At 37.1% G+C, this 21157-nt stretch carries 18 protein-coding genes; 12 read left to right on the forward strand and 6 right to left on the reverse strand.

The genetic code is table 11. The features are described from left to right. Positions 1-189 precede the first annotated feature (189 nt). Together motA and motB are read left to right on the forward strand one after the other, a co-directional pair. A complete protein-coding gene (gene motA, locus VIG73_RS12200) occupies positions 190-1002 on the forward strand; it encodes a flagellar motor stator protein MotA (protein WP_331642374.1) in 813 nt (270 codons plus the stop codon). Then, positions 965-1753: a flagellar motor protein MotB gene (gene motB / locus VIG73_RS12205; RefSeq protein ID WP_331642376.1), complete on the forward strand. Its 789-nt coding sequence runs from the start codon at positions 965-967 to the stop codon at positions 1751-1753. The genes motA and motB overlap by 38 nt, the downstream gene beginning before the upstream one ends. Positions 1754-1864: 111 nt before the next feature. Here the strand turns inward: motB and VIG73_RS12210 are convergent, their stop codons facing one another. Further along, a complete protein-coding gene (locus tag VIG73_RS12210; protein ID WP_331642378.1) occupies positions 1865-2281 on the reverse strand; it encodes a YmaF family protein in 417 nt (138 codons plus the stop codon). A gap of 209 nt (positions 2282-2490) precedes the next feature. Between VIG73_RS12210 and VIG73_RS12215 the strand changes: the two genes are divergently transcribed. From VIG73_RS12215 to VIG73_RS12240, 6 genes are all read left to right on the forward strand, one after another. Beyond that, a complete protein-coding gene (locus VIG73_RS12215) occupies positions 2491-5544 on the forward strand; it encodes an efflux RND transporter permease subunit (protein WP_414648410.1) in 3054 nt (1017 codons plus the stop codon). 382 nt (positions 5545-5926) lie between these two features. Next, the gene (locus tag VIG73_RS12220; RefSeq protein ID WP_331642382.1) at positions 5927-7126 is read left to right on the forward strand and encodes an FAD/NAD(P)-binding oxidoreductase; all 1200 of its coding nucleotides are present in this window, start codon (positions 5927-5929) and stop codon (positions 7124-7126) included. A gap of 33 nt (positions 7127-7159) precedes the next feature. Next, entirely contained in the window at positions 7160-7717 is a 558-nt protein-coding gene (locus VIG73_RS12225; protein WP_331642384.1) for a DUF1641 domain-containing protein, read from the forward strand. Positions 7718-7819: 102 nt separating this feature from the next. After that, complete coding sequence (locus VIG73_RS12230) at positions 7820-8869, forward strand: PAS domain-containing sensor histidine kinase (protein WP_331642386.1); 1050 nt, start codon at positions 7820-7822, stop codon at positions 8867-8869. After that, on the forward strand, positions 8847-9479 hold the full coding sequence (locus VIG73_RS12235) for a response regulator transcription factor (RefSeq protein ID WP_331642388.1): 633 nt from the start codon (positions 8847-8849) through the stop codon (positions 9477-9479). The genes VIG73_RS12230 and VIG73_RS12235 overlap by 23 nt, the downstream gene beginning before the upstream one ends. A gap of 285 nt (positions 9480-9764) precedes the next feature. Further along, a complete protein-coding gene (locus VIG73_RS12240) occupies positions 9765-11327 on the forward strand; it encodes a glycoside hydrolase family 10 protein (RefSeq protein WP_414648411.1) in 1563 nt (520 codons plus the stop codon). 257 nt (positions 11328-11584) lie between these two features. Here the strand turns inward: VIG73_RS12240 and VIG73_RS12245 are convergent, their stop codons facing one another. The 4 genes from VIG73_RS12245 to VIG73_RS12260 form a co-directional block, all read right to left on the reverse strand. Then, complete coding sequence (locus VIG73_RS12245) at positions 11585-12928, reverse strand: 6-phospho-beta-glucosidase (protein ID WP_331642392.1); 1344 nt, start codon at positions 12926-12928, stop codon at positions 11585-11587. Beyond that, entirely contained in the window at positions 12921-13229 is a 309-nt protein-coding gene (locus VIG73_RS12250; RefSeq protein ID WP_331642394.1) for a hypothetical protein, read from the reverse strand. The genes VIG73_RS12245 and VIG73_RS12250 overlap by 8 nt, the downstream gene beginning before the upstream one ends. A 124-nt stretch (positions 13230-13353) precedes the next feature. Further along, the gene (locus tag VIG73_RS12255; protein ID WP_331642396.1) at positions 13354-14631 is read right to left on the reverse strand and encodes a PTS sugar transporter subunit IIC; all 1278 of its coding nucleotides are present in this window, start codon (positions 14629-14631) and stop codon (positions 13354-13356) included. Positions 14632-14658: 27 nt separating this feature from the next. Next, positions 14659-14964: a PTS sugar transporter subunit IIB gene (locus VIG73_RS12260; RefSeq protein ID WP_331642398.1), complete on the reverse strand. Its 306-nt coding sequence runs from the start codon at positions 14962-14964 to the stop codon at positions 14659-14661. Between the two features lie 193 nt (positions 14965-15157). Between VIG73_RS12260 and VIG73_RS12265 the strand changes: the two genes are divergently transcribed. The 3 genes from VIG73_RS12265 to VIG73_RS12275 all read left to right on the forward strand — a co-directional run bounded on the left by VIG73_RS12265 (position 15158) and on the right by VIG73_RS12275 (position 17755). Then, positions 15158-15496 carry a PTS lactose/cellobiose transporter subunit IIA gene (locus VIG73_RS12265; protein WP_331642400.1) on the forward strand — a complete coding sequence of 113 codons (339 nt, stop codon included), beginning with the start codon at positions 15158-15160 and terminating at the stop codon, positions 15494-15496. Positions 15497-15500: 4 nt separating this feature from the next. Next, entirely contained in the window at positions 15501-16589 is a 1089-nt protein-coding gene (locus VIG73_RS12270; protein ID WP_331642402.1) for a DUF871 domain-containing protein, read from the forward strand. Positions 16590-16702: 113 nt separating this feature from the next. Continuing rightward, positions 16703-17755 (forward strand): serine hydrolase domain-containing protein, encoded by a 1053-nt coding sequence (locus tag VIG73_RS12275; protein WP_331642404.1) that lies wholly within the window; start codon positions 16703-16705, stop codon positions 17753-17755. Positions 17756-17837: 82 nt separating this feature from the next. Here the strand turns inward: VIG73_RS12275 and VIG73_RS12280 are convergent, their stop codons facing one another. Continuing rightward, positions 17838-19835 carry a methyl-accepting chemotaxis protein gene (locus VIG73_RS12280; protein ID WP_331642406.1) on the reverse strand — a complete coding sequence of 666 codons (1998 nt, stop codon included), beginning with the start codon at positions 19833-19835 and terminating at the stop codon, positions 17838-17840. A gap of 319 nt (positions 19836-20154) precedes the next feature. On the opposite strand from VIG73_RS12280, the gene VIG73_RS12285 reads away from it, so the two are divergent. Further along, positions 20155-21150, forward strand: coding sequence for a TAXI family TRAP transporter solute-binding subunit (locus tag VIG73_RS12285; protein WP_331642408.1), 996 nt, complete (start codon positions 20155-20157; stop codon positions 21148-21150). Positions 21151-21157: the final 7 nt, after the last annotated feature.

A 21157-nucleotide genomic window follows, 5' to 3' on the forward strand; every position in this document is an offset into this window, starting at 1 on the left:
CTCGTAATAAGGTGTTTTATTACCATTAAATAGTACCTATTTCCTATTTATATAGTTGTTATTTTTTCCGATAACAATAGGTGAAATACTTTTTTTGTTAAATGATAGAAAGGATAGGATGAATATAGCTAACTTTTTGGCGGATATATAGGTATAAAGACCTAGTAAAAAATTTAAAGGAGGATTTATATGGATAAGGCTTCGGTTATAGGTATCATTTTGGGAATAATTGCTATCGGCTTAGGTATGGTTTTAAAAGGGGTTGGCATTGTTGCTTTGTTAAATCCAGCAGCTATCTTAATTATCTTGCTAGGTACTGTTGCTACAGTATTAATTTCGTTTCCGATGAGAACAATAAAAAAAATACCTCATTTATTTAAAGTCATATTTAAAGAAGAAACTAGTATTGATATGAATAGACTTATTGAAATGTTTTCAGAAATGGCTGACCAAACACGTAAGGAAGGACTGTTATCACTTGAAAAAGAAATTGCAAAACATGACGATCCTTTTTTAAAGTCTGGACTACAATTAATGCTTGATGGACAATCACCTGAATTTATCCGAGATGTCATGCTTGAAAAGATAAGTGCTATGGAAAAACGTCATCGAGAAGGAGCGGCTGTTTTTTCGCAAGCGGGTACATATGCTCCGACTCTAGGTGTATTAGGAGCTGTAGTAGGTCTTATTGCTGCTTTGAAAAATATGGAGGATATGGTGGTTTTAGGAGAAGCTATTTCTGCGGCTTTTGTAGCGACACTATTAGGGATTTTCACAGGCTATGTGTTATGGCATCCGTTTGCAAATAAGTTGAAAGAAAAAACAGAAAGGGAAGTTCAAATTAAGGAAATAATGGTGGAAGGTATCTTGTCTATCACAAATGGCAACTCATCACGTGTTGTTAGAGAAAAATTAAGTACTTATTTATCAGAGGACGAAATGATAGATAATAGGGAGGCTTTCAATGAAACGGAAAAACAAGAACCAGGATTATCAAGCTGATCAGTCTTGGCTCTTACCGTATGCAGACTTATTAACGTTACTTCTAGCACTATTCATTGTATTATTTGCAATGAGTGAAATTGATGCCAAAAAGTACGAGGAATTAGCACAAGTATTTAAAAGTGAGTTTTCTAATGGTAGAGGACCATTGAATGAAACGATTAGTACTACGGTGAATGAACCGGAGAATCAAGAAAAAGAAACTCCAGATGAGGAAAATCAAGATAGTAAGGAAGAAAATGATCAAACTGAAAATCGGAGTAGTATAGAACTTCAACAATTAAAGGACATGCAACAGAATATTAATCGATATATTCATAAAAATGATTTAGAAGAATCAATTGACACGATACTAACAAATGAGGGGTTAATGATTACTATTTTAACGGATGTTACATTTGCTACTGGAAGTGCAGAGGTCAATACAAAAGGTGTCAAAATTGCGAAAGAAATATCGACATTTTTTGAAATTGATCCCCCTCATCAGATAGTTGTCAGTGGTCATGCAGACGACAGACCAATCTCTAATGAAGAGTTCGATTCAAATTGGGAATTAAGTGTTATCCGTGCTGTTAATTTTATGAAAATTATTTTACAAAATGATAAACTCAATCCAATATTTTTCAGTTCCAAGGGATATGGAGATAACCATCCGATTGTACCAAACATATCAGATAAGAATAGGGCTAAAAACAGAAGAGTAGAAGTTCTTATTTTGCCAAACTATAAAATAGATACAGAAAAGGGATGAAGGTTATCGTTTACTTACCAATAATAATGGTTTCCCTAACATCTCCTTTTTTAATGATTATGTTTTGATTAGGAGTGGGTCCATCTGGAGTAGAGGGCCCACTTCTTTTTATTAATCTTTTGATGCAGCAGTAAATCCTCTAATCACATGTACATGGCCATCATTTTCAGTTGTGCGAATCTCGACATAATGGGTGTGGTAACCATTTGGCAATGGAATTGGTGGGCTTGTATAAGCTTCGTATGAGTGAATATGCTTATCATCAAATGTCGTGTGTCCACTTATTTTGTGGACGTGTCCTTGTGGTGTGTGGATCGGTTTACCTGTGACACCTGGATGTAAATGGGTGTGCCCATCTTCACATGTTGTTGCTCCATAATGTGCATGGGTATGCCCGTCTTTTTTAGAACCTCCATACTTTTCATTACTCATTGATTGTGGCATTTGCACACCGCTATAAGATGTATTTCCATATGCATGCATAGAAGGATATGCACCGTATGGATTTGATTTTTGATTCTGATACATGAAAATCCCTCCACATAATATTTAACATAAGTAGTTTATGCGTCATAGGCCCAAAATGGTACGACATCATCCCACTCTTTTATTTGCTAAGCCTTTAGACTTATTCAAAATACTTCTCTGGCTCATTACGAACTGTGAAAGAAAAAGCTATGATTTAAATGAATTCACGATATGAATCGCCGCAGAAAACTGAATAGTAAAAAAGGAGAATGATTGTGAGGCTATTAAGGTTTATTGTTCAAAGAAAAATATTAGTCGGATTGATGTTTGTATTGGTTGTCGCTTTCGGGAGTTATTCTATTTGGAAGTTAGATAAGGCGCTACTCCCAGAAGTCGGGTTAGATGGAGCATATATTGAAATCATGGCTGGAGATATGCCAGCTATAGAAGTCGAACGTGAAATTACAACACCATTAGAACAAAAACTTCAAGCCATAGATGGCGTTGAGAATATATACTCAACGACGAATATTGGTCAAAGTTCGATACAAGTCATGTTTGAGAGACATCGTGGAAATGAATTAGCTAAAGATGTCGAAACGATTGTACAGGTAACAAAAGCTGAAGTATCAACGATAGAACATGTGGAAGTAGGTCAATTCGGTACAAATCAAGATTATGAATTTTTTATGGACTTGTCCGGTGGCGATATGGCGGAGATGACGACATTTGCGAAAGAAGTGCTTGAGCCTCGTTTAGAAGCTTTGCCAGAAGTTAGGGATGTTTTCCTAGGTGGCCTGTTAGAACATGAAGTCATGATTAAATTTAATCAGAAGCAATTAGAAGAAAATGGCCTCGATGTAACACAGGTTATTCATCTCTTGGATCATGCCCATTCGGAAGCGACGTTAGGTGATTTAACGAAGGAAGTCGGTTCACCATCTGTCCGTTGGGATACGTCATTAGATAGTGTAGATGGTATAAAGAAGACGCGCATACCGACGCAGACAGGATTTATTAATCTAACAGATATTGCGACTGTTTCGTTACAGGAAAAAGAAAACGCGTCATTTGTTTGGAAAAATGGAACGAAAGATTTTGTCTTTGCTCAGGTTGGGCGTGCGAATGATGTGACACAAATTGAGATGGCTGAAGCGGTTAGAGCAGAAATTGATAACCTACGTAAAGAAAACCTGATTAATGGTTTTGAATTAAATGAAATCGTAGCTCAGGCTGATTATGTTCAAGAATCGCTTGATGGAGTAACAAGTAACATTCTTGTCGGAGGATTAATTGCGATTGTCGTTCTCCTTCTCTTTTTACGAAATATCCGTGCCACCTTTATTATCGGATTATCGATTCCGACATCTGTGTTACTCACATTCACTACGATGTGGATGATGGGTTATAGTTTAAATATCCTGACGATGATTGGACTTGGCCTTGGAATCGGGATGATGGTTGATTCATCGATTGTCATATTAGAAGCCATTTATAAAAGGCGTGAACAAGGCGTAACGGGGATAAAAGCTGTGCTAGAAGGAACGAAGGAGGTCGCTTCAGCCGTTATTGCCTCAATGTTAACGACAATTGTTGTCTTTTTACCAATTGGGTTAATCGGTGGTGATGGCGGGAAATTTGTTATGATGTTATCCGTGGTCGTTGCGGTTACGCTTATTAGTTCGGTCATAGTCGCCTTTACATTGATTCCTAGTTTAGCAGATAAATTACTGACATTACGGCAAACGAAGAATCCAAAGAGATCTGGTCCTATTCTTAAAGCATATGAACGAATGGTATCATGGGTCATAAAAAAGAAACGTCATAGTTTAGTTGTTATTGCCCTAATGGTTATCATGTTTGTTGGATCACTATTCCTTATTCCAAAAGTTCCGATGACCATTATGCCGGATATGTTAAATCGTTATACAGAATTAATGATTGCTACAGAACCTGGTCTGTCACCAGCTGAAAGAGAAAAGCTCGCACAAAAGATAAATGAGAAAACACGTGCTGTTAATGATGTTGAATCAATTTATCTGATGGATTCTGGCGATATGTTTTTTGCTATTATTAATATGACGAAAGGTGACGCGATTACGACAGAGCAAAAAACGGTTAACGAAAATATCATGAGTTCGATACGGTCATTAGAAGACAATGAACCAATCGAAACAGTACAAAGTGCCATCTCTGGTGGAGGTTCTGGATATCCTGTTCAAATCGACATCAAGGGGGATGACTTTGGTGAACTTCAAGCAGTAGCAAGCCGATTTATTAAAGAATTAAGGACGATTGATGGGATTGTCGGTGTCAATCATTCTATGAAACGAACATCTTCTGAAGAGGTTGTATATTTAAAAGGCAAAGAGATAGAAAAGGCTGGTCTTTCACAGTTAGATATTAAACAGCGAATTGAACAACATTTTCTAAATATGCCAATTGGTGAAGCAACAATCGATGAGGAAAAGGTACCCCTTATCTTAACATGGCAACATGAAACGACAACTAAACAATCATTATTAGATACGAAGATTGTCACGCAAACAGGTGAAAAATCATTAGCTTCATTTATTGAATTAGAAACAGTTACTACGCCAAATGTTATTTCACATCGGGATGGAGAACGGTACATCACCGTTTCAGCGGATATTGAAGGGCGTGACCTCGGTGCTGTCAATCGTGATATCCAAGCAAAGCTTGATGCATTTAACATACCGTCTGGTTATTCTATAACGCTTGCTGGAGACTTAGAAGCACAACAAGAGTTAATGATGGAGATGCTCCTTGTCATTGCAATCGCCATTTTCTTAGTCTATGTTGTCATGGCGGTACAATTTAACCATTTTGGTCATCCATTGATTGTCATGTCGATCATTCCGATGACAATTGTCGGAGTGATTTTCGGATTATTTTTAACACAAATGGAGCTAAGTATGATGTCAGGTATGGGGATCATTATGTTAATCGGTATTGTTCTAAATAATGCTATTTTACTCATTGATCGAACAAATCAGTTGAGAAAAGTAGGTATGCCTGTTAATGCAGCACTGATTGAAGCAGGAAAAAATAGAATCCGCCCGATTTTTATGACAACATTAACAACTGTTGGAGGGATGCTCCCATTAGCGATTGCCTCAGGCAGTTCCGGCAATTATCAAGGCCCAATGGCGACTGCCATTATATCGGGATTACTGTTTGCAACATTGATTACGCTCTTACTCATTCCTGCTATTTACCGTTTATTTACCTTTTCAAAAGCACATCAACGAAAAGTAGAGACGCAAAAGGAAAATGTAGCCCAACCAGACAGTGCTAGTTAATCACATATGACACGACCTTCCTTTCATTTGTGGAGAGAAAGGTCTTTTCTTTCACAATAATACTATGGAATACAATTAAGTGAAGTGCGATGAAGTTCTTGTTACAAATGCGTAGATTTCTGTTTAAACAACGAGTAGACCTATGTAATAGTCATGATTAGCAATAACCTATCACCAAAATCTCTCATATCCCACAATTTTTAAACAAAACTGCTCTCTGTCAATAAATTGTTGAAAGATGCGCTAACACCGCTCTATTAAACAATTATTGTGGACTTGATTTAACAAATGGGGGTTTCACCGTATATGAAACGGGATATATTGTGAGTAGAATAATAAGAGTAAGCAATATTTAACACTCACAAAGAGGGGAGAAATGGACATGGCTCAAGAGATTCAATCAAAAATAGTCGTTGTGGGGGCAGGAACAGCCGGATTAACGATGGCAGCACAATTATTAAGAAAGGCACCCTATCTACACGGAGAGGTAACGATAATTGATCCATCTGAAAATCATTACTATCAACCATTTTTTACATTAGTTGGTGGTGGAGACGCGACTTTAGAGGAAAGCGTTCGTAAACAAGAAACGCTTATCCCTGAAGGGGCAGAGTGGCTCCAAGAAGCTGTGACTGAATTTTTACCTGAAGAAAACCAGGTTAAAACAGATAAAGGTACGATTTTAACTTACGAATACCTTCTCGTTGCAGCAGGTATTCAGTTGAATTGGGATACAGTAAAAGGATTAAAAGAAACACTCGGTAAAAACGGTGTATGTAGTAACTACTCTGAACACTATGTGGAGAGTACATGGGAAGCTATTCGTATGCTAAAAGGTGGGAAGGCAATCTTCACTCAGCCTAGTTCACCAGTTAAGTGTGCGGGCGCACCACAAAAAATCATGTATTTGGCAGACGAATACTTTAGAAAAAATGGTGTCCGTCATAAAACAAACATCGAGTTTATCTCAGGGATGGACGATTTATTCCCAGTAAAACGTTATTACCCAGCATTAAAACAACTCGTTAAAGATAAAGGTATTGATGAAACATATTTCATGGACTTAGTAGAAATTGACGGTCCAAATAAAAAAGCAACATTTAAACACGTCAGTAAAGATGAAACGATTACTCGTGATTTTGATATGATTCATGTTACACCACCAATGGGACCGCCACAATTTATTGCTGACAGCCCAATTGCAGATGAAGCAGGCTGGGTTGATTTAGACATGTATACATTACGTCATAATAAATACGATAATATATTTGGAGCTGGAGACTGTACAAGCCTCCCAACATCACGTACTGGTGCAGCGATTAGAAAGCAAGCACCTGTAGCAGTCGACAACTTGATTGCTAAAATGAACGGTAGAGAAATGACGGCAAAATATGATGGCTATTCATCGTGTCCAGTTGTCACTGGTTATGACACAGTGATGTTAGCAGAATTCGTCTACGGATATGAAGCAGAAGAATCATTCCCATTCGATCAGCGAAAACGTAGAAAAAGCATGTTCTTAATGAAAAAACATTTACTACCAACCATGTATTGGAACGGCATGATCAAAGGGACGATGTAAGCTTTAAAATAGGAGAAAGTGAGGCGAATCAACATGGCAACATTAGGTCCTGAAGTATCAAATGTTTTAAAAGGACTCGAAAAAGAAGAACAAGTCGAATCTCTTCAATATCTTGTGGAAAAACTTCCTGAATTTGTGTCATCTGTTAAAGTGCTTGAAGATAAATTAAACTTCGTGGTTGAAGCTTTAAGTGATCAACAATCGTTAAGTATGGTTGTTGCTGATACAGAGCGGAAGATTGAACAACTGCGCATTAATGAAGAACATTTTGAGGCGATGTTAGAGTTGGTTCATACATTACCAAAACTTGTTCCAGTTGTGAAACAAATGGAAAACATCATGGACTTTGCTAAGGATGTATGGGGCGATGAAAGAACATTTGAAGCGATTGTTGCAGGGGTAAATGATGTTATACCTATCAAACAAGGTGCCGAGATTATCGAAGAAACAAATGAACATTTTAAAGCAAATGAAGACATGGCACCTGTTTCCCTGTTTGGTTTATTACGCATGTTAAAAGATCCAACCATTCAACATGGTTTAAAATATCTACAATCTTTCCTATATGTTGTAAACAAACGCACGCAATAACTATATGATGTAAGCGAGGAGACAAGAGTTGTCATCCTCGTTTTTTTCATAGAAGTATAGTTATAATAAAGGAAAGGTATGCGTTTGGGAGGATTACTCAAAATGAATGATGAATTGGATCAAATTTTTTCGGATAAATTATTTCAATATATAAAAGATGGCATTATTGTCATGGATGCATCTAGAAAAATTGTTAAAGCGAACCGCGCTGCTAAAGAATTAATCGGTTGGGGAATTGGTGAACGTGTTCCGTATTGTTCATATTGTGCTAAGCGTGACGTTAAGCCAGGTGAAGAACGATGCTATTTAATGGCGCATAAGGGAGAAATTCCTTACTTTTCATCTGAAATGCCGACATTTGGAGAATATATGCTCGATGTCGAGATGAGTAATGTGATGATTTATCATGATCAAGAAACGGATAAGAAATATTACTTACTCGTTTTACGTGACCAGACTTTGAAGAAAAAGGAAGAAGAAGCACGAATATCAAAAAAGATGATTAAAATGCTAACCAATGCTAAAGAGGCTGAACATAAACGATTATCGCAGGAACTACACGATGGTGTTGGACAATCATTATATAGCATTTCTATTGCGATGGATAACATTATGAAGCGGATTGAAGATGATACGCTTAATGAATATATTGACGATGTTCGGCTCGAATTAGGACAGGTCATGGACGATGTTAAATTTTATTCACAAGCCTTGCGTCCAAAAATTCTCGACCAATTAGGTTTAATTGCAACAGTTGAATCTTTAATTGAAATGATGAAAAAGCAATTACCACGTACAGCGTTTCATTTCTCTCATAATTTCGATGAGCGTCTTGCGCCAATGATTGAAATTAACGTATATCGTGTTATACAAGAAGGATTACACAATATGTTAAAATATGCCCGTGCTGAAAATGGCTGTATTGAATTAAATAAGCAGGATGAACGATTAATTGTCATGATTAAAGATGATGGTGTCGGATTTGATTTAAAAATGAAGAAATCTGGTCTCGGACTGTTGCATATGAAAGAACGGATTTCTCAATTGGATGGAACAACAACGATTGAATCATCACCAGGAAGAGGAACGACGATTACATTAGAAATTCCACTAAAGGAGAGTGATCAAGATGAAAGTCTTAATCGTCGATGATCATATCTTAATTCGTCGTGGAATTCGTTTTTTATTAGAAGAAATGAATGATGTTGAAGAAATTTTGGAAGCAGATAATGGATCAGACGCAATTCGCTTAGCCATTAAGCATCAACCCGAAATTGTCCTGATGGATTTGTCGATGCCAGATGGTTTGGATGGCTTTACAGCAGCTAAAAATATCCTATCCTCAACAGAACAAACAAAAGTTATCGTACTTACGATGCATGATGAAGAAGCCTATGTCAAAAAGGCAATTGACTGTGATGTTTCTGGTTACTTATTAAAAAATAGCGAATCGAACGAAATTGAACAGGCGATTCAAGCGGTTAGACAAGGAAAATATTTTTATCGGACAACAATTCCAGAAGAACAGTTAAAGCAACTAATGAAAAAGAAAGAAACACGCTCAGTCTTAACCCAGCGTGAACAAGAAGTTATCCGTCTCGTTTCGCTAGGGTTTACAAACATTCAGATTGGCGAACAGTTGAATATTAGTCCGCGAACGGTTGAACGGCATAAAGCAAACATGATGCAAAAACTAGATTTAAAAGAGCAACACGAACTCGTGCAATACGCATTGAAAAATAAATATGTTGATTTGATATAAAATGGTGAGCGTTTTTCTGTGGTGAATTTAATTTTACAAACATGAAAACGCTCTCCATTTTTTTATAATTACTGAAATTTTAAATGGAGGCTTTTCTAATAGGCACAAAGGTAGAACAACCTGTACTTATTAAATTTACTTCTGTAAAATTGGGACTTTTGATAGATTTATCAACGATATACTTCATGCTAGAATAAAAGTGAGTTTTAATAGATTAGGAAAGGAGGCATATCATTCTATTCATCTTTAAAAAAATGTAAGCGATTACAATAAACCGAGGGGAAGGTGGAAAAATTGAGTAAACGCTTGTTTATCGTTGGTGTCGTTATGCTTTTCGCTATGAGTTTGTTACCAGGCGCTTCGACTTTTGCAGAAAATACAAGTCAGCCAAAAGTTGAAATGCGGGCAGCGTGGATTGCTACGGTCGTCAATATTGATATGCCAGCTGGGATGAGTGAAGTTGAGTATACCAAATGGGCATCGGATACGGTCGGTCGACTAGCTGAGATGAATTTTAACACTGTTATTTATCAAGTGAAACCAACATCAGATGCGTTATACCCTTCAGAATTAGCACCTTGGTCAAGATACATCACTGGAAAGGAGCAAGGAACCGATCCGGGATATGATCCATTACAAATTATGTTAGATATTACCCATGGTCATGGCATGGAACTCCATGCATGGATTAATCCATATCGGCTGACGATGCCGAGTCAAGATTTAGATGATTTGGCGCCTAATCATATTGCCAAAAAGCATCCAGATTGGGTTGTGAAATATGGTCAGCAATACTATTTCAATCCGGGGATTCCAGAAGTTCAACAATATTTGATTGAAACGGTGAAAGAATTAGTAACGAACTATGATATTGATGCCGTCCATATGGATGATTATTTCTATCCGTATAAGATAGCGGGAGAAGAATTCCCAGATGAAGAGACATTTGCGGAATACGGTGAAGGCTTTTCAGATATTGAAGATTGGCGGAGAAATAATGTGAATCAGCTCGTCTACCAAATTGATGAAGCGATAAAAGAGATGAAGTCTTGGGTCCAGTTCGGTATTTCACCATTTGGTGTATGGCGAAATATCGCTGATGACCCAACAGGCAGTGATACAGAAGCGGGACAAACGAATTATGATCATCTATATGCCGATACACGTCAATGGATAAAAGATGGTTCGATTGATTATATAACGCCACAAATCTATTGGTCTAGACAGTTTGCGGTAGCCAACTATTCCATTTTACTAGATTGGTGGAGCAGGGAAGTGACTACTTATAGTGAAGTTCATCCAGTAAATCTATATATCGGGATGGCTGACTATAAAGTGAATGACAACTTTGATAAGGCTTGGGATAACCCATATGAATTACCAGAACAGATTTTAGATAATCGCGTCAATGGTATTGCCCAAGGGCAAATGCATTTTTCAGCGAAGGACGTCTTTCGTAATGCGTTAGGTTATGCCGATATTTTACAGGATGAAATCTATCATACAAAAGCGTTAACACCTGCAACACCTTGGAATGGTGATGGTGTTCCTAAGAAACCAATTTCCGTTAAGTTAGAAGAAATGGATGACGCTGTTACGGTCCTTATCAACAATAAAAAGCGAACAGATGCAAGAAAATATATTATTTATCGCTTTGAAGACAATAAACATGGCGACTATGGAAACCCAGAACATATTATCGGGGTTGTCTATGATCGCGATGGACAGGCTGTCTTTGTTGATGAAGACCGGGATCCAAACAGGCGCTATACGTACGGAGTAACTTCCGTTTCACCTACAGGAATTGAAAGTAAAGGAGCAAAGGAAAGAAGGACGAAAAATAAATAAACATGAAAAGGGTGTCTTGTCGCTATACGAGACACCCTTTTTGTTTCAAGAAGATGATAGATAGCGCGTTGGGATTATTCAATGCGCCCTCTCGTGGTGCAAAAGCTAGCTGAGACCTCACGTTGAGTCTTCAATGCGTTCTCTCGCACTGTAAAAAAGTCATGAGACAACACGTTGAAGCTTCAAAGCAACCCCTCATGAAGGAAAACCGACATGAGACATCACGTTGAATCGTCGATGCTCTTATGAAAAATCATTCATACAATATATTTCGCTAAATTCCCATTAAAAAACTGTGGTAAATAATCACGATGAGCCTCGAGCATGTCATCTAATATGAACTTTGCCGATTGATCATCGGTTACGAGTGGATTCAAACAAAGCGCCAGTAAAGCTTGTTCATATGATCCCGTCATGGCCGCTTCGATTGCTGCTAATTCAAAGGATTTTATTTGTTGCACCAAGCCATTAATCGTATAAGGTAATGCGCCAATCGCTAATGGAATGGGGCCGCCTTTCGTAACAACACAGTTCACTTCTACAACAGCATCGTTTGGCAAATCAGAAATGGCTCCATTGTTTTCAACATTTAAAGTCTGGATATCACCTTTGTCATTATGAATAGAAGAAATTAAGTTACAGGCAACATCACTATAGTACGCACCACCTCGCTTTTCTAGTTGGGGTGGTTTAATATTTAAATCGGGGTTTTTATATAAGTTAAATAAACCGGCTTCCAAACGTTTAACGACTTCAGCACGAGTGATCCCCTTATTATATTCAGTGAGTTGCTGTTCTAAAATGTTACTTGTTTTATAATAGTAGCGATGATATGGGCTAGGAATAAGTTTTAAAGCATGAATAAACGATGTTTCCCACGGTAGAGGGGTGATGTTCTGCATCGATAGTTGTTTTTCAGGGTCGGCTAATAAAGTGAGGACATCATCTAATCTCGATTCACCATCTACAATGACATCTATCCCATATGACATATGATTTAGCCCAGCAAAGGTGATTTCAAGCGTGTCTAATGGAGCATCTAATAAATTAGCAATCGTCATTTTCATATTAATGGGCACATTACAGACACCGACAACTTTTTTGTGGGGACTTTTCTTCAATACAGCTTCGGTAACAATACCAGCTGGATTTGTAAAATTAATGAGCCAAGCATTTGGGCATAAAGTTGTCATTTCTTTAGCAATGTCAAGCATAACCGGAATGGTACGTAGCGCTTTAAATAAACCGCCTGCACCATTTGTTTCTTGACCGATCATGCCGTATTTCAGTGGTATACGTTCATCCTTAACACGGGCATCTAATTGGCCAACACGCATTTGCGTCGTGACGAAATCAGCATCTTTTAACGCTTCTTGACGATTTAATGTTAAATGAATATCGATTGGGAGATTCGCTTTATCAACCATCCGTTTAGCGAGATTGCCAACAATCTCTAGCTTCTCTTTTCCTTCTTCTATATCTACAAGCCAAAGTTCGCGGACAGGTATTTCGTCATATCGGTTAATGAGACCTTCAACAAATTCGGGTGTATAGCTTGACCCACCGCCAATCGTTACTATTTTTACACCTGGTTTAGCCAATGAGATCCCTCCCGAAAACAAACGTGATTAAGGCACTTGTTGCAAACCCAACAATGATTGAAATGATGATTCGCTTTTTAAAAAAGTGCTTTTCCCCTGGTGTCGCATCAACTTTTGTCAAAACAAAAATTAGCCCAATTGATGCGGAAATTCCGGCCGCTAAGAAATAACTTAGTCTAAGTGATAAGCCTAATAGTAGAAAAAATTGAGGGATAAATAGTGTACCGATAAATAAAATAATCATAAAAATAAAGACACCTTTAAAACTAACTCTCGGAATAAGTCTTGTATCGTTGGTCATTGTTATTTCCTCCTCAAAGATAAGAAAGAGGGAATCACAAGGATTCCCAATATGATATTTGTCACAATTTAAGTAGAACGATTATGTTAGGATATGGCAATAAAGCATGAATCGTTAGAAAATACTATGATGCTTTAGCTGTATCTTCTCCTTCTTCCATTGCCAGCATTTTCTTATCGTAAATTTTGAAAAATGGCAGGTAAATCAATGCAGAAATCGTAATATTAATCAGGACTAAGATAATCGCTCGCCAATCTCCTCCCGTTGCTAAATAGGCCCCTATTGGCGCTGGTAATGTCCATGGCGGTTTAATAAATGTTGCCGACACCAACCCTACGGATGTTGCCATGTATGAGATTGTTGCTGTAATCAAGGGTGTAATAACAAATGGAATGATTAAAAGCGGGTTTAAGACGATTGGGACACCAAAAATAACTGGTTCATTGATGTTAAAAATACTCGGTGCGAGAGAAACTCTTCCTACCTTTTTTAAGTAATCTGCTTTTGCAAATAGTAACATGACAATGACAAGACCTAATGTTGCACCTGATCCACCAATCCAAATAAACCATTGGTAGAGTGGTTCTGGAGCAATATGTGGTAAGGCTTCACTAGCTGCAGCAGCCTCTCCGTTATTAGCAAAATAAACTTCCCAAAGCGGGCGTGCTACTGTTCCGACTATCGAGACACCGTGAATTCCAAACGACCAGAAAAAAGTAATTAAGAAAACAGGAATTAAGACACCTAAGAGACTATCACCAGCTTTTACAAGGGGCGCAACTAATTCTTGAACAATCTCGTGTAAGCTGATTCCCAATACGACCGTAATCAAAGTCATTAATAAAATAACAATGGTGACTGGAATGAGTGCTTCAAATGATCGACCAACGGATGCGGGGACTTGCTCTGGAAGTTTAATTGTAATATTTCTTTGCTTACAGACACGAAAGATTTCGACGGAAATAATTGATACGATAATAGTAACGAATAAACCATTTCCACCGAGATATTGCATCGGTAAAACAAAACCTAATTCATCTAAAGCGGTCGGTGTGATGGTAAGTAACAATGATGCGACTGCGATTTGTGCACCTGATAATGGATCAACTTTATATGATTGGGCTAAATTATAGCCAATTCCAAAGGCGATATATAAAGACATTATAAACATTGTCATGCGATACGGGATTAAAATTTCACCCGCATGTTCTGTTGCCCATTGAGTAATGGCCCATGATTCAGGCAGTGGCGGAAAAGCAATAATAAGGAAAAATGAACCTACGATAATAAACGGTAACGCGGAAATAACCCCATCACGAATAGCAAGTAGATGGCGCTGTTCAGCTAATCTTGCCATTGGGCCAGAAACTTTTTTATCAAGGAACTCCGTGAATTTACTCATCGAACGAACCTCCCTAAAAATATTAGATTATTTAACGAGCTTCTGTAACGTTTCATATAAAACAGGTCCACCTAAAGGCGTATATGCTTGAGGTGGTATTGCACCACAGGGAACATTTTTTTCATCCGCTTCTTTTTTAATACTGTCGAAACGATGTCTAATTTGTGGAGCAACCATAACGACATCCCATGGACTTTCTAATTCGAAAGCAACTTCACTAGAGCCAATAGCCTTGACAGCTAAATCTTGCCCGTTTTTCTTTGCTTCCGATTTTAATGCATTGACAACGATGGCACTTGACATACCGCCAGAACAGACGAATAAGACACGCATGTTTTCACCTCCTTATTTTTATTCTTTTCTGTTTTTGATCATTGAATCGTTAAAACAGCCATACGTTAAACTTGAAAGGGCTTTCATTTTAATTGTATTATAAAATATAGGAAATATTTACTCAATATGGAACATGCAGTGTTAAAAGAAAATTTTAATATGTCATTTTAGTGAACGAAATGGAGGGAATGCCATGTTAGATATGGAAACAAAAATTTTTAATATTATTTCTCATGGTGGTGATGCTAAAGCGATTGCATATGAGGCTCTTGAGTTAGCCCATGCATACAATTTTTCCGAAGCTGAGAAAAAACTAGAAAAAGCCAATCAAACATTAGTTAAAGCCCACAATACACAAACGAAACTCATTCAAGCAGAGATTAATGGTGAGAAAGTATCAATGTCTTTACTAATGGTTCATGCACAAGATCATCTGATGGCAGCTATTAGTGAAATGACGTTAATTGAAAAAATGATTACGATGTTGAAGAAAATATATCAATTAGAGAAAAATTTACAAGGAAAGGGTTGATAAAATGGGTGTTCTCGGTATTTCAATATATCCCAACCATTCGAACTTAGAAGAAGATCAAGCCTATATTCAGAAAGCTCATGACTATGGATTTAAGCGTATTTTTACGTGCCTATTATCAGTTGATGGTGATAAGGAAAAAATATTACATGAATTTAAACAGACAACGCGGTTTGCTAAAGACTTAAACATGGAAGTCATCTGTGATATAAGCCCTAGGATTTTAAATGCATTAAATATATCTTATGATGATTTGAGCTTTTTTCATGAGTTAGGTGTAGATGGCATTCGCTTAGATTTAGGGTTTACAGGTCTTGAAGAAGCTCAGATGACATTTAATCCATACGGGTTAAAAATTGAAATCAATATGAGCCAAGCGACCCATTATTTAGAAAACATTTTAAACCACCAACCGAATCGTCAACAATTAATCGGCTGTCATAATTTTTACCCACATCGCTTCTCTGGTTTATCCTATGATTTCTTTCTTAAAAGTAGTCGTAAATTTAATACGAATGGACTGCGAACAGCTGCTTTTATCTCCTCATCTGTCGCTACATTTGGACCTTGGCCAATTATAGAAGGACTTCCAACTCTAGAAATGCATCGCAATTTACCAATTGATGTTCAGGCAAAACATTTACTTGCTACAAAACTTATTGATGACATTATTATCAGTAATGCATATGCTTCGGATGTGGAAATGCGAATATTAAGTGAAATAAATCGAGAAAAAATGACTTTTAATGTTGAAATAGTAGATGATGTGAGCGAGCTTGAACGCGCGATTATCTTAAATGAACCACATTTTTATCGTGGGGATGTATCGGATTATATGATTCGTTCAACACAGAGTCGGGTCAAATACCGTGAACATTCAATCGCACCACATAATACCCGTGACATAAAACGAGGCGATATTGTAATTGAAAATGATTTGTATAAACAATATAAAGGTGAGCTACAAATTGCTTTAAAAGATATGCCGAACTCTGGTAAAACGAATGTCGTTGGTCGGATTCGTGAAGAAGAGATTTTCTTAATTGACTATTTACAGCCGTGGGAAATGTTTGTCTTCAAAGAGTGGAATTGAGAACATGGAGCACTTTCAGAATAGTTATTTTTGAAAACTAAAACCGGAAATTTTATGCTAAAATAAATAATCGTTAATATATAACCGAGCAAAAATTGTAAAGAGGGATCAACGTGAAAACAGCAGTCATGAACATTTTACAAAAAGCAATTGAAGAAGAAAATCTTCCGGGTGCGCTAATTTCTATTTCCGAAAATGGTCAATTATTATTACGCGAATCGTTTGGCAATCGGACAGTTTTTCCGGTAAAAGAGTCAATGGATATGAATACTGTATTTGATTTAGCTTCATTAACGAAAGTAGTTGCCACATTACCGGCGCTGCTCTTATTAATGGATCAGAAACAGATTCACTTGGAGGATAAAGTGGCAAGATTTATACCGGAATTTTCCTGGAATGGAAAGGAATCTGTGACGATTGAGCATCTATTAACCCATACTTCTGGTCTACCTGCATTTAAGCCGTTTTTTAAAGAGCAATTAAATAAAGAAGAAGTCATTCATTCCATTTGTCATAGCGCTATAGAATCTCCTGTCGGCAAACAAGTGATATATAGTGATTTAGGATTCATTATGTTGTCAGCGATTGTTGAACAGGCTACTGGACAGAGCTTTGAATACTTTGTTGAAAACGAAATATTTACAGCACTTGGTATGAACGAAACATGTTTTAATCCTGATTTTCCGCTCAACAGGTATGCTGCTACTGAATTCGATGCTGCAGCAAAAACATATAAACGCGGTATTGTCCATGATGAGAATGCGGAAACGATGGGTGGTATAAGTGGGCATGCGGGTCTGTTTTCGACATGTGCTGATTTAGAAAAGTTCGCTTCTATGATAGAAAACAACGGCACCATCAATCATAAACAGTTTATTTCGTCTGAAATCATTGAGTTATCACGCAAGAACTTTACTCAAAATGATCGCTTATCACGTGGGCTTGGTTGGGAATTAAATGTTCATTCAGATTGTTCATGCGGAGCATTCTTCTCTAAAAAAGCATACGGGCATACTGGTTTTACAGGAACGAGTATTTGGTTTGATCCTAAACAGAAAATCCACATTATATTATTAACAAATTATGTTCATTATGGTCGCAATCCTATATGGATTAATTCTATGCGAGAAGCGATTCATACAGCTTCGATTGTCTCCAATAAATGACATGTTAATGATTAAAATGTCCAAAAGATAGATAAGGGCTATCCAAAAGTTAATCATGATTTTTTGGATAGCCCGATTAAATTTACTTCACCTTAAATTGATTGATTTCGTTTTGCAAATTGATAGCGTCGGAGTCGAGCTGTTCAGCAATATGGGATAGTTGTTCCATAGATGCGTGTTGTTCTTCTACAGATGCTGTTATTTCTTCAGTACCAGCAGCTGTTTCCTGACTAATAGAAACAATGTTCTGTGCATGATTTGTAATCGTTTGTTCTTGTGACATAATTGTTTCTGTTAATTGATTGATTTTTTGAATCATCGTGTTATTGTCTTTAATAGCTTGTTGGATATTTTCAAAGGCTTTCTTAGTTTCATTAACAGTTTCTATTTGTTGATAGAAAATCTGACCTGTACGGTCGATTAATTTTGTGCTCTTTTCCATTTCAGTTTGCATATCAGTTACGAGAAGCGATACGCCTTGAAGTGCTTCTTCTGTTTGTTCAGCTAACTTTCTTACTTCATCAGCAACTACTGCAAATCCACGACCATTTTCTCCAGCACGTGATGCTTCAATAGCGGCATTTAATGCTAATAAATTTGTTTGCTCAGAGATATCGGTAATTTCTGTGACGATTTCTCCAATTTGCGTTGATTTTTTATTTAAAGATTGAATAGCTTGAATGACATCTTTTGTCGCTTCTTGTGTTTCTTTCGTTTGGTTCTGTAATGTATAGACAGTATTTAAGCCTGTTTCAGATGCTTTATTTGAATGTTGAGCTTGTGAGAACATTTCATTATTATATGCAATAATCTCCTGAATCGATTGAGATAACTCGTCAGTCGCTTTTGCATTACCTTCCATGATTTCAGCTTGGTTACTTGCACCAGAAGCAATTTGTTCCATTGTGGTGGCAACTTCATTCGTTGCGGCGGTATTTTCTTCCGCACTAGCTACGAGATTTTGCGATGCGCCAGAAACATGGTGCGATATTTTACTTATATGAGTAATCATTTCTCTTAATCGATCTGTCATTTGTGAAAAACTCTGAGACAGTTGACCTATTTCATTCGTTGCACTTGTTTTGATTGTAACAGTTAAATCTCCCGCCTCTACTCGTTCGATCGTTTCTTGTAAAGTTTTAACAGGCTTTGTAATCTTGCGTGCGATGAATACTGATACGCTCCCTGCTAAGATGATAATAATTACTAATGTCACGATAATTGGTAGCAAAATAGCCTGAGCCTGTTTAGAAAAATCACTTTCAAAGACGACTGCACCGACCATCCAATTTGTCGTATTGTTTGTTACAAACGCTAACTGCTTTTTCTCTTTGTTTTCTTGATAGGATATTGTACCATGATTCTTACCTTGTTGTAATTGTTTAAAAAATGGGAGTTTTTTTGCGCTTTTACCAATTTGCTTAGCATCTGGGTGTGCAATAAACTCACCTTCTGAGTTGAGAATAAGAGCATAGCCAGATTTACCTGCATCAATATTTTTACCTAAGTCAATGAGTGTATCAACAAACACATCTAGTGCTGTTACTCCTTTTAATTTACCATCTTGATAAAAAGCCTTTGCCACAGTGACGATTGTTTTTTCAGTTGATACATCTATAAATGGATCCGACCAAATTATTTCGCCTTCCGCTTCAACTGCCATTTGATACCATTCTCTTGTCCGCGGATCAAAGTCACCTAAATCAGCTTCAGGGTAGAGAATAATTTCACCTGTATCATCTATACTCGTATGAGCATTGCCTATTATTTCTGTTTGGTCAACTGTTCGTTTATAATATGTAAGTAAATTATGTGGTTTATTATCTTTGTAGTTAATAATATGTTCGTCTTCAGCAAAACGATTAAGAATACTATGTGCTTCTTCAAAAAACAAATCGAATGTTTTATTCATTGTTTGAAGTTGACGATTAACAGAAAGTGTTTTTTCTTCCATGATCGTATTTTTACTAATCATATAGTTAGTCATTCCAATAGAGATGCCCGTCATAACGATTAAGATAATGACAGGAACAAATATTTCAATAAAAAGTGATGTCTTCCGTTGTGACTTGCCTTTCATTATGAAGTCCTCCTTCGTGTTTTTTAGACAAATAGATGAATAATTTATGGCAGTTTTGTTATAATGTGGCATTTTGCTTCTAAGATATGTTATGATACCTATATTGAATACATCGGATAGATTGCTATAATGTTTACCCCCCCCACCATATGACCACACTTTTCTTAAAACACCATTTCAATTAAATTCAAAAGAAATAGCTTACTTATGGTCCTAACAATTAGATTATGTGGGGCATGTTTTTGATTGTCTTTTAGTATTTATGAAAGCGTTAGCAATCTATTAAACAAAGTAAAATAGTAGTATGAGGAGGCGTATTATGAAGGATAAAAAACTTAGTATACTTAGCATAATGATTGGAATTGTACTTCTAATGACAGCTTGTGGTGGTGACAAGCCAAGTATTGCGATAGGACCTGCTGCGAGTGAAACGAATTCAGCATCTCGTTTATTACTAGAAGCTTATGGATTAGAAGATGGAGATTATAAATCATTCCAAGAGGGTTTTAGTGATGCAGCTGATCAAGTTCAAGATGGAAATATCGATCTATTAATCGGTGTTCTAGGACTACCAGCTGGAAGTATCGAAAGCCTACATAATTCAACAGGAGATGTAGTTATGTTAGAGCTTTCGGATGAGGCGATTGACTTTATTGAGGAAAATAGTGCTTATCGTCGCCATACGATTCCAGCGGACACATATGAATTCTTAGATAAAGATATTCAAACTGTAACAGCCTATGCCGTGTTAATGGGAAATACAAATACAATTACAGAAGAACAAGGCTATGAGTTAGCTAAAACTATGGTTGAGCATTCTAATGAAATTACACACGCTCAAGGAAAAGAAATGACATTAGAAAATGCGCTTAACGGAGCAGAAGGATTACCAATTCATCCAGGAGCAGCTAAGTATTATGAGGAACAAGGGCTAGAATTTGATAATCCAATTGCCGAGTTAGATATAAATGATGAAAAGAGTGAACTCGTTTTAGGGACAGGTAGTTCTGGAGGAACGTATTATCCGTTAGGTGGAGAGATGGCGATTGTCTTTAATAACCATATTGACGGTATCAATGTGACAAACCAGGAGACAGGGGCATCGTTAGAAAACTTAGCCGGTATTCGTGATGGGAATATCGATTTAGGAATGACTGTTCATGTTCCTGCATTGGATGCGTTTAACGGAGAAGGTCAGTTTAAAGATAATCAAGTTGAAAACGCTGCCTTTATCGGGCATATTTATCCAGAAGCAGCACAAATTGTTACGCGAAAAAGTACAGACATTAAGAGTTTAGAGGAGTTAAAGAAGTAAGATAGTT

The organism is Cerasibacillus sp. (assembly GCF_036516575.1).
Lineage (GTDB): Bacteria > Bacillota > Bacilli > Bacillales > Amphibacillaceae > Cerasibacillus.

Excerpts from the sequence above, each read along its gene's own strand:
- motA (WP_331642374.1), top strand. The coding sequence starts at position 190 with ATGGATAAGGCTTCGGTTATAGGTATCATTTTGGGAATAATTGCTATC.
- motB (WP_331642376.1), top strand. The coding sequence starts at position 965 with ATGAAACGGAAAAACAAGAACCAGGATTATCAAGCTGATCAGTCTTGG.
- VIG73_RS12210 (WP_331642378.1), bottom strand. The coding sequence starts at position 2,281 with ATGTATCAGAATCAAAAATCAAATCCATACGGTGCATATCCTTCTATG.
- VIG73_RS12215 (WP_414648410.1), top strand. The coding sequence starts at position 2,491 with ATGATTGTGAGGCTATTAAGGTTTATTGTTCAAAGAAAAATATTAGTC.
- VIG73_RS12220 (WP_331642382.1), top strand. The coding sequence starts at position 5,927 with ATGGCTCAAGAGATTCAATCAAAAATAGTCGTTGTGGGGGCAGGAACA.
- VIG73_RS12225 (WP_331642384.1), top strand. The coding sequence starts at position 7,160 with ATGGCAACATTAGGTCCTGAAGTATCAAATGTTTTAAAAGGACTCGAA.
- VIG73_RS12230 (WP_331642386.1), top strand. The coding sequence starts at position 7,820 with ATGAATGATGAATTGGATCAAATTTTTTCGGATAAATTATTTCAATAT.
- VIG73_RS12235 (WP_331642388.1), top strand. The coding sequence starts at position 8,847 with ATGAAAGTCTTAATCGTCGATGATCATATCTTAATTCGTCGTGGAATT.
- VIG73_RS12250 (WP_331642394.1), bottom strand. The coding sequence starts at position 13,229 with ATGACCAACGATACAAGACTTATTCCGAGAGTTAGTTTTAAAGGTGTC.
- VIG73_RS12255 (WP_331642396.1), bottom strand. The coding sequence starts at position 14,631 with ATGAGTAAATTCACGGAGTTCCTTGATAAAAAAGTTTCTGGCCCAATG.
- VIG73_RS12260 (WP_331642398.1), bottom strand. The coding sequence starts at position 14,964 with ATGCGTGTCTTATTCGTCTGTTCTGGCGGTATGTCAAGTGCCATCGTT.
- VIG73_RS12265 (WP_331642400.1), top strand. The coding sequence starts at position 15,158 with ATGTTAGATATGGAAACAAAAATTTTTAATATTATTTCTCATGGTGGT.
- VIG73_RS12270 (WP_331642402.1), top strand. The coding sequence starts at position 15,501 with ATGGGTGTTCTCGGTATTTCAATATATCCCAACCATTCGAACTTAGAA.
- VIG73_RS12280 (WP_331642406.1), bottom strand. The coding sequence starts at position 19,835 with ATGAAAGGCAAGTCACAACGGAAGACATCACTTTTTATTGAAATATTT.
- VIG73_RS12285 (WP_331642408.1), top strand. The coding sequence starts at position 20,155 with ATGAAGGATAAAAAACTTAGTATACTTAGCATAATGATTGGAATTGTA.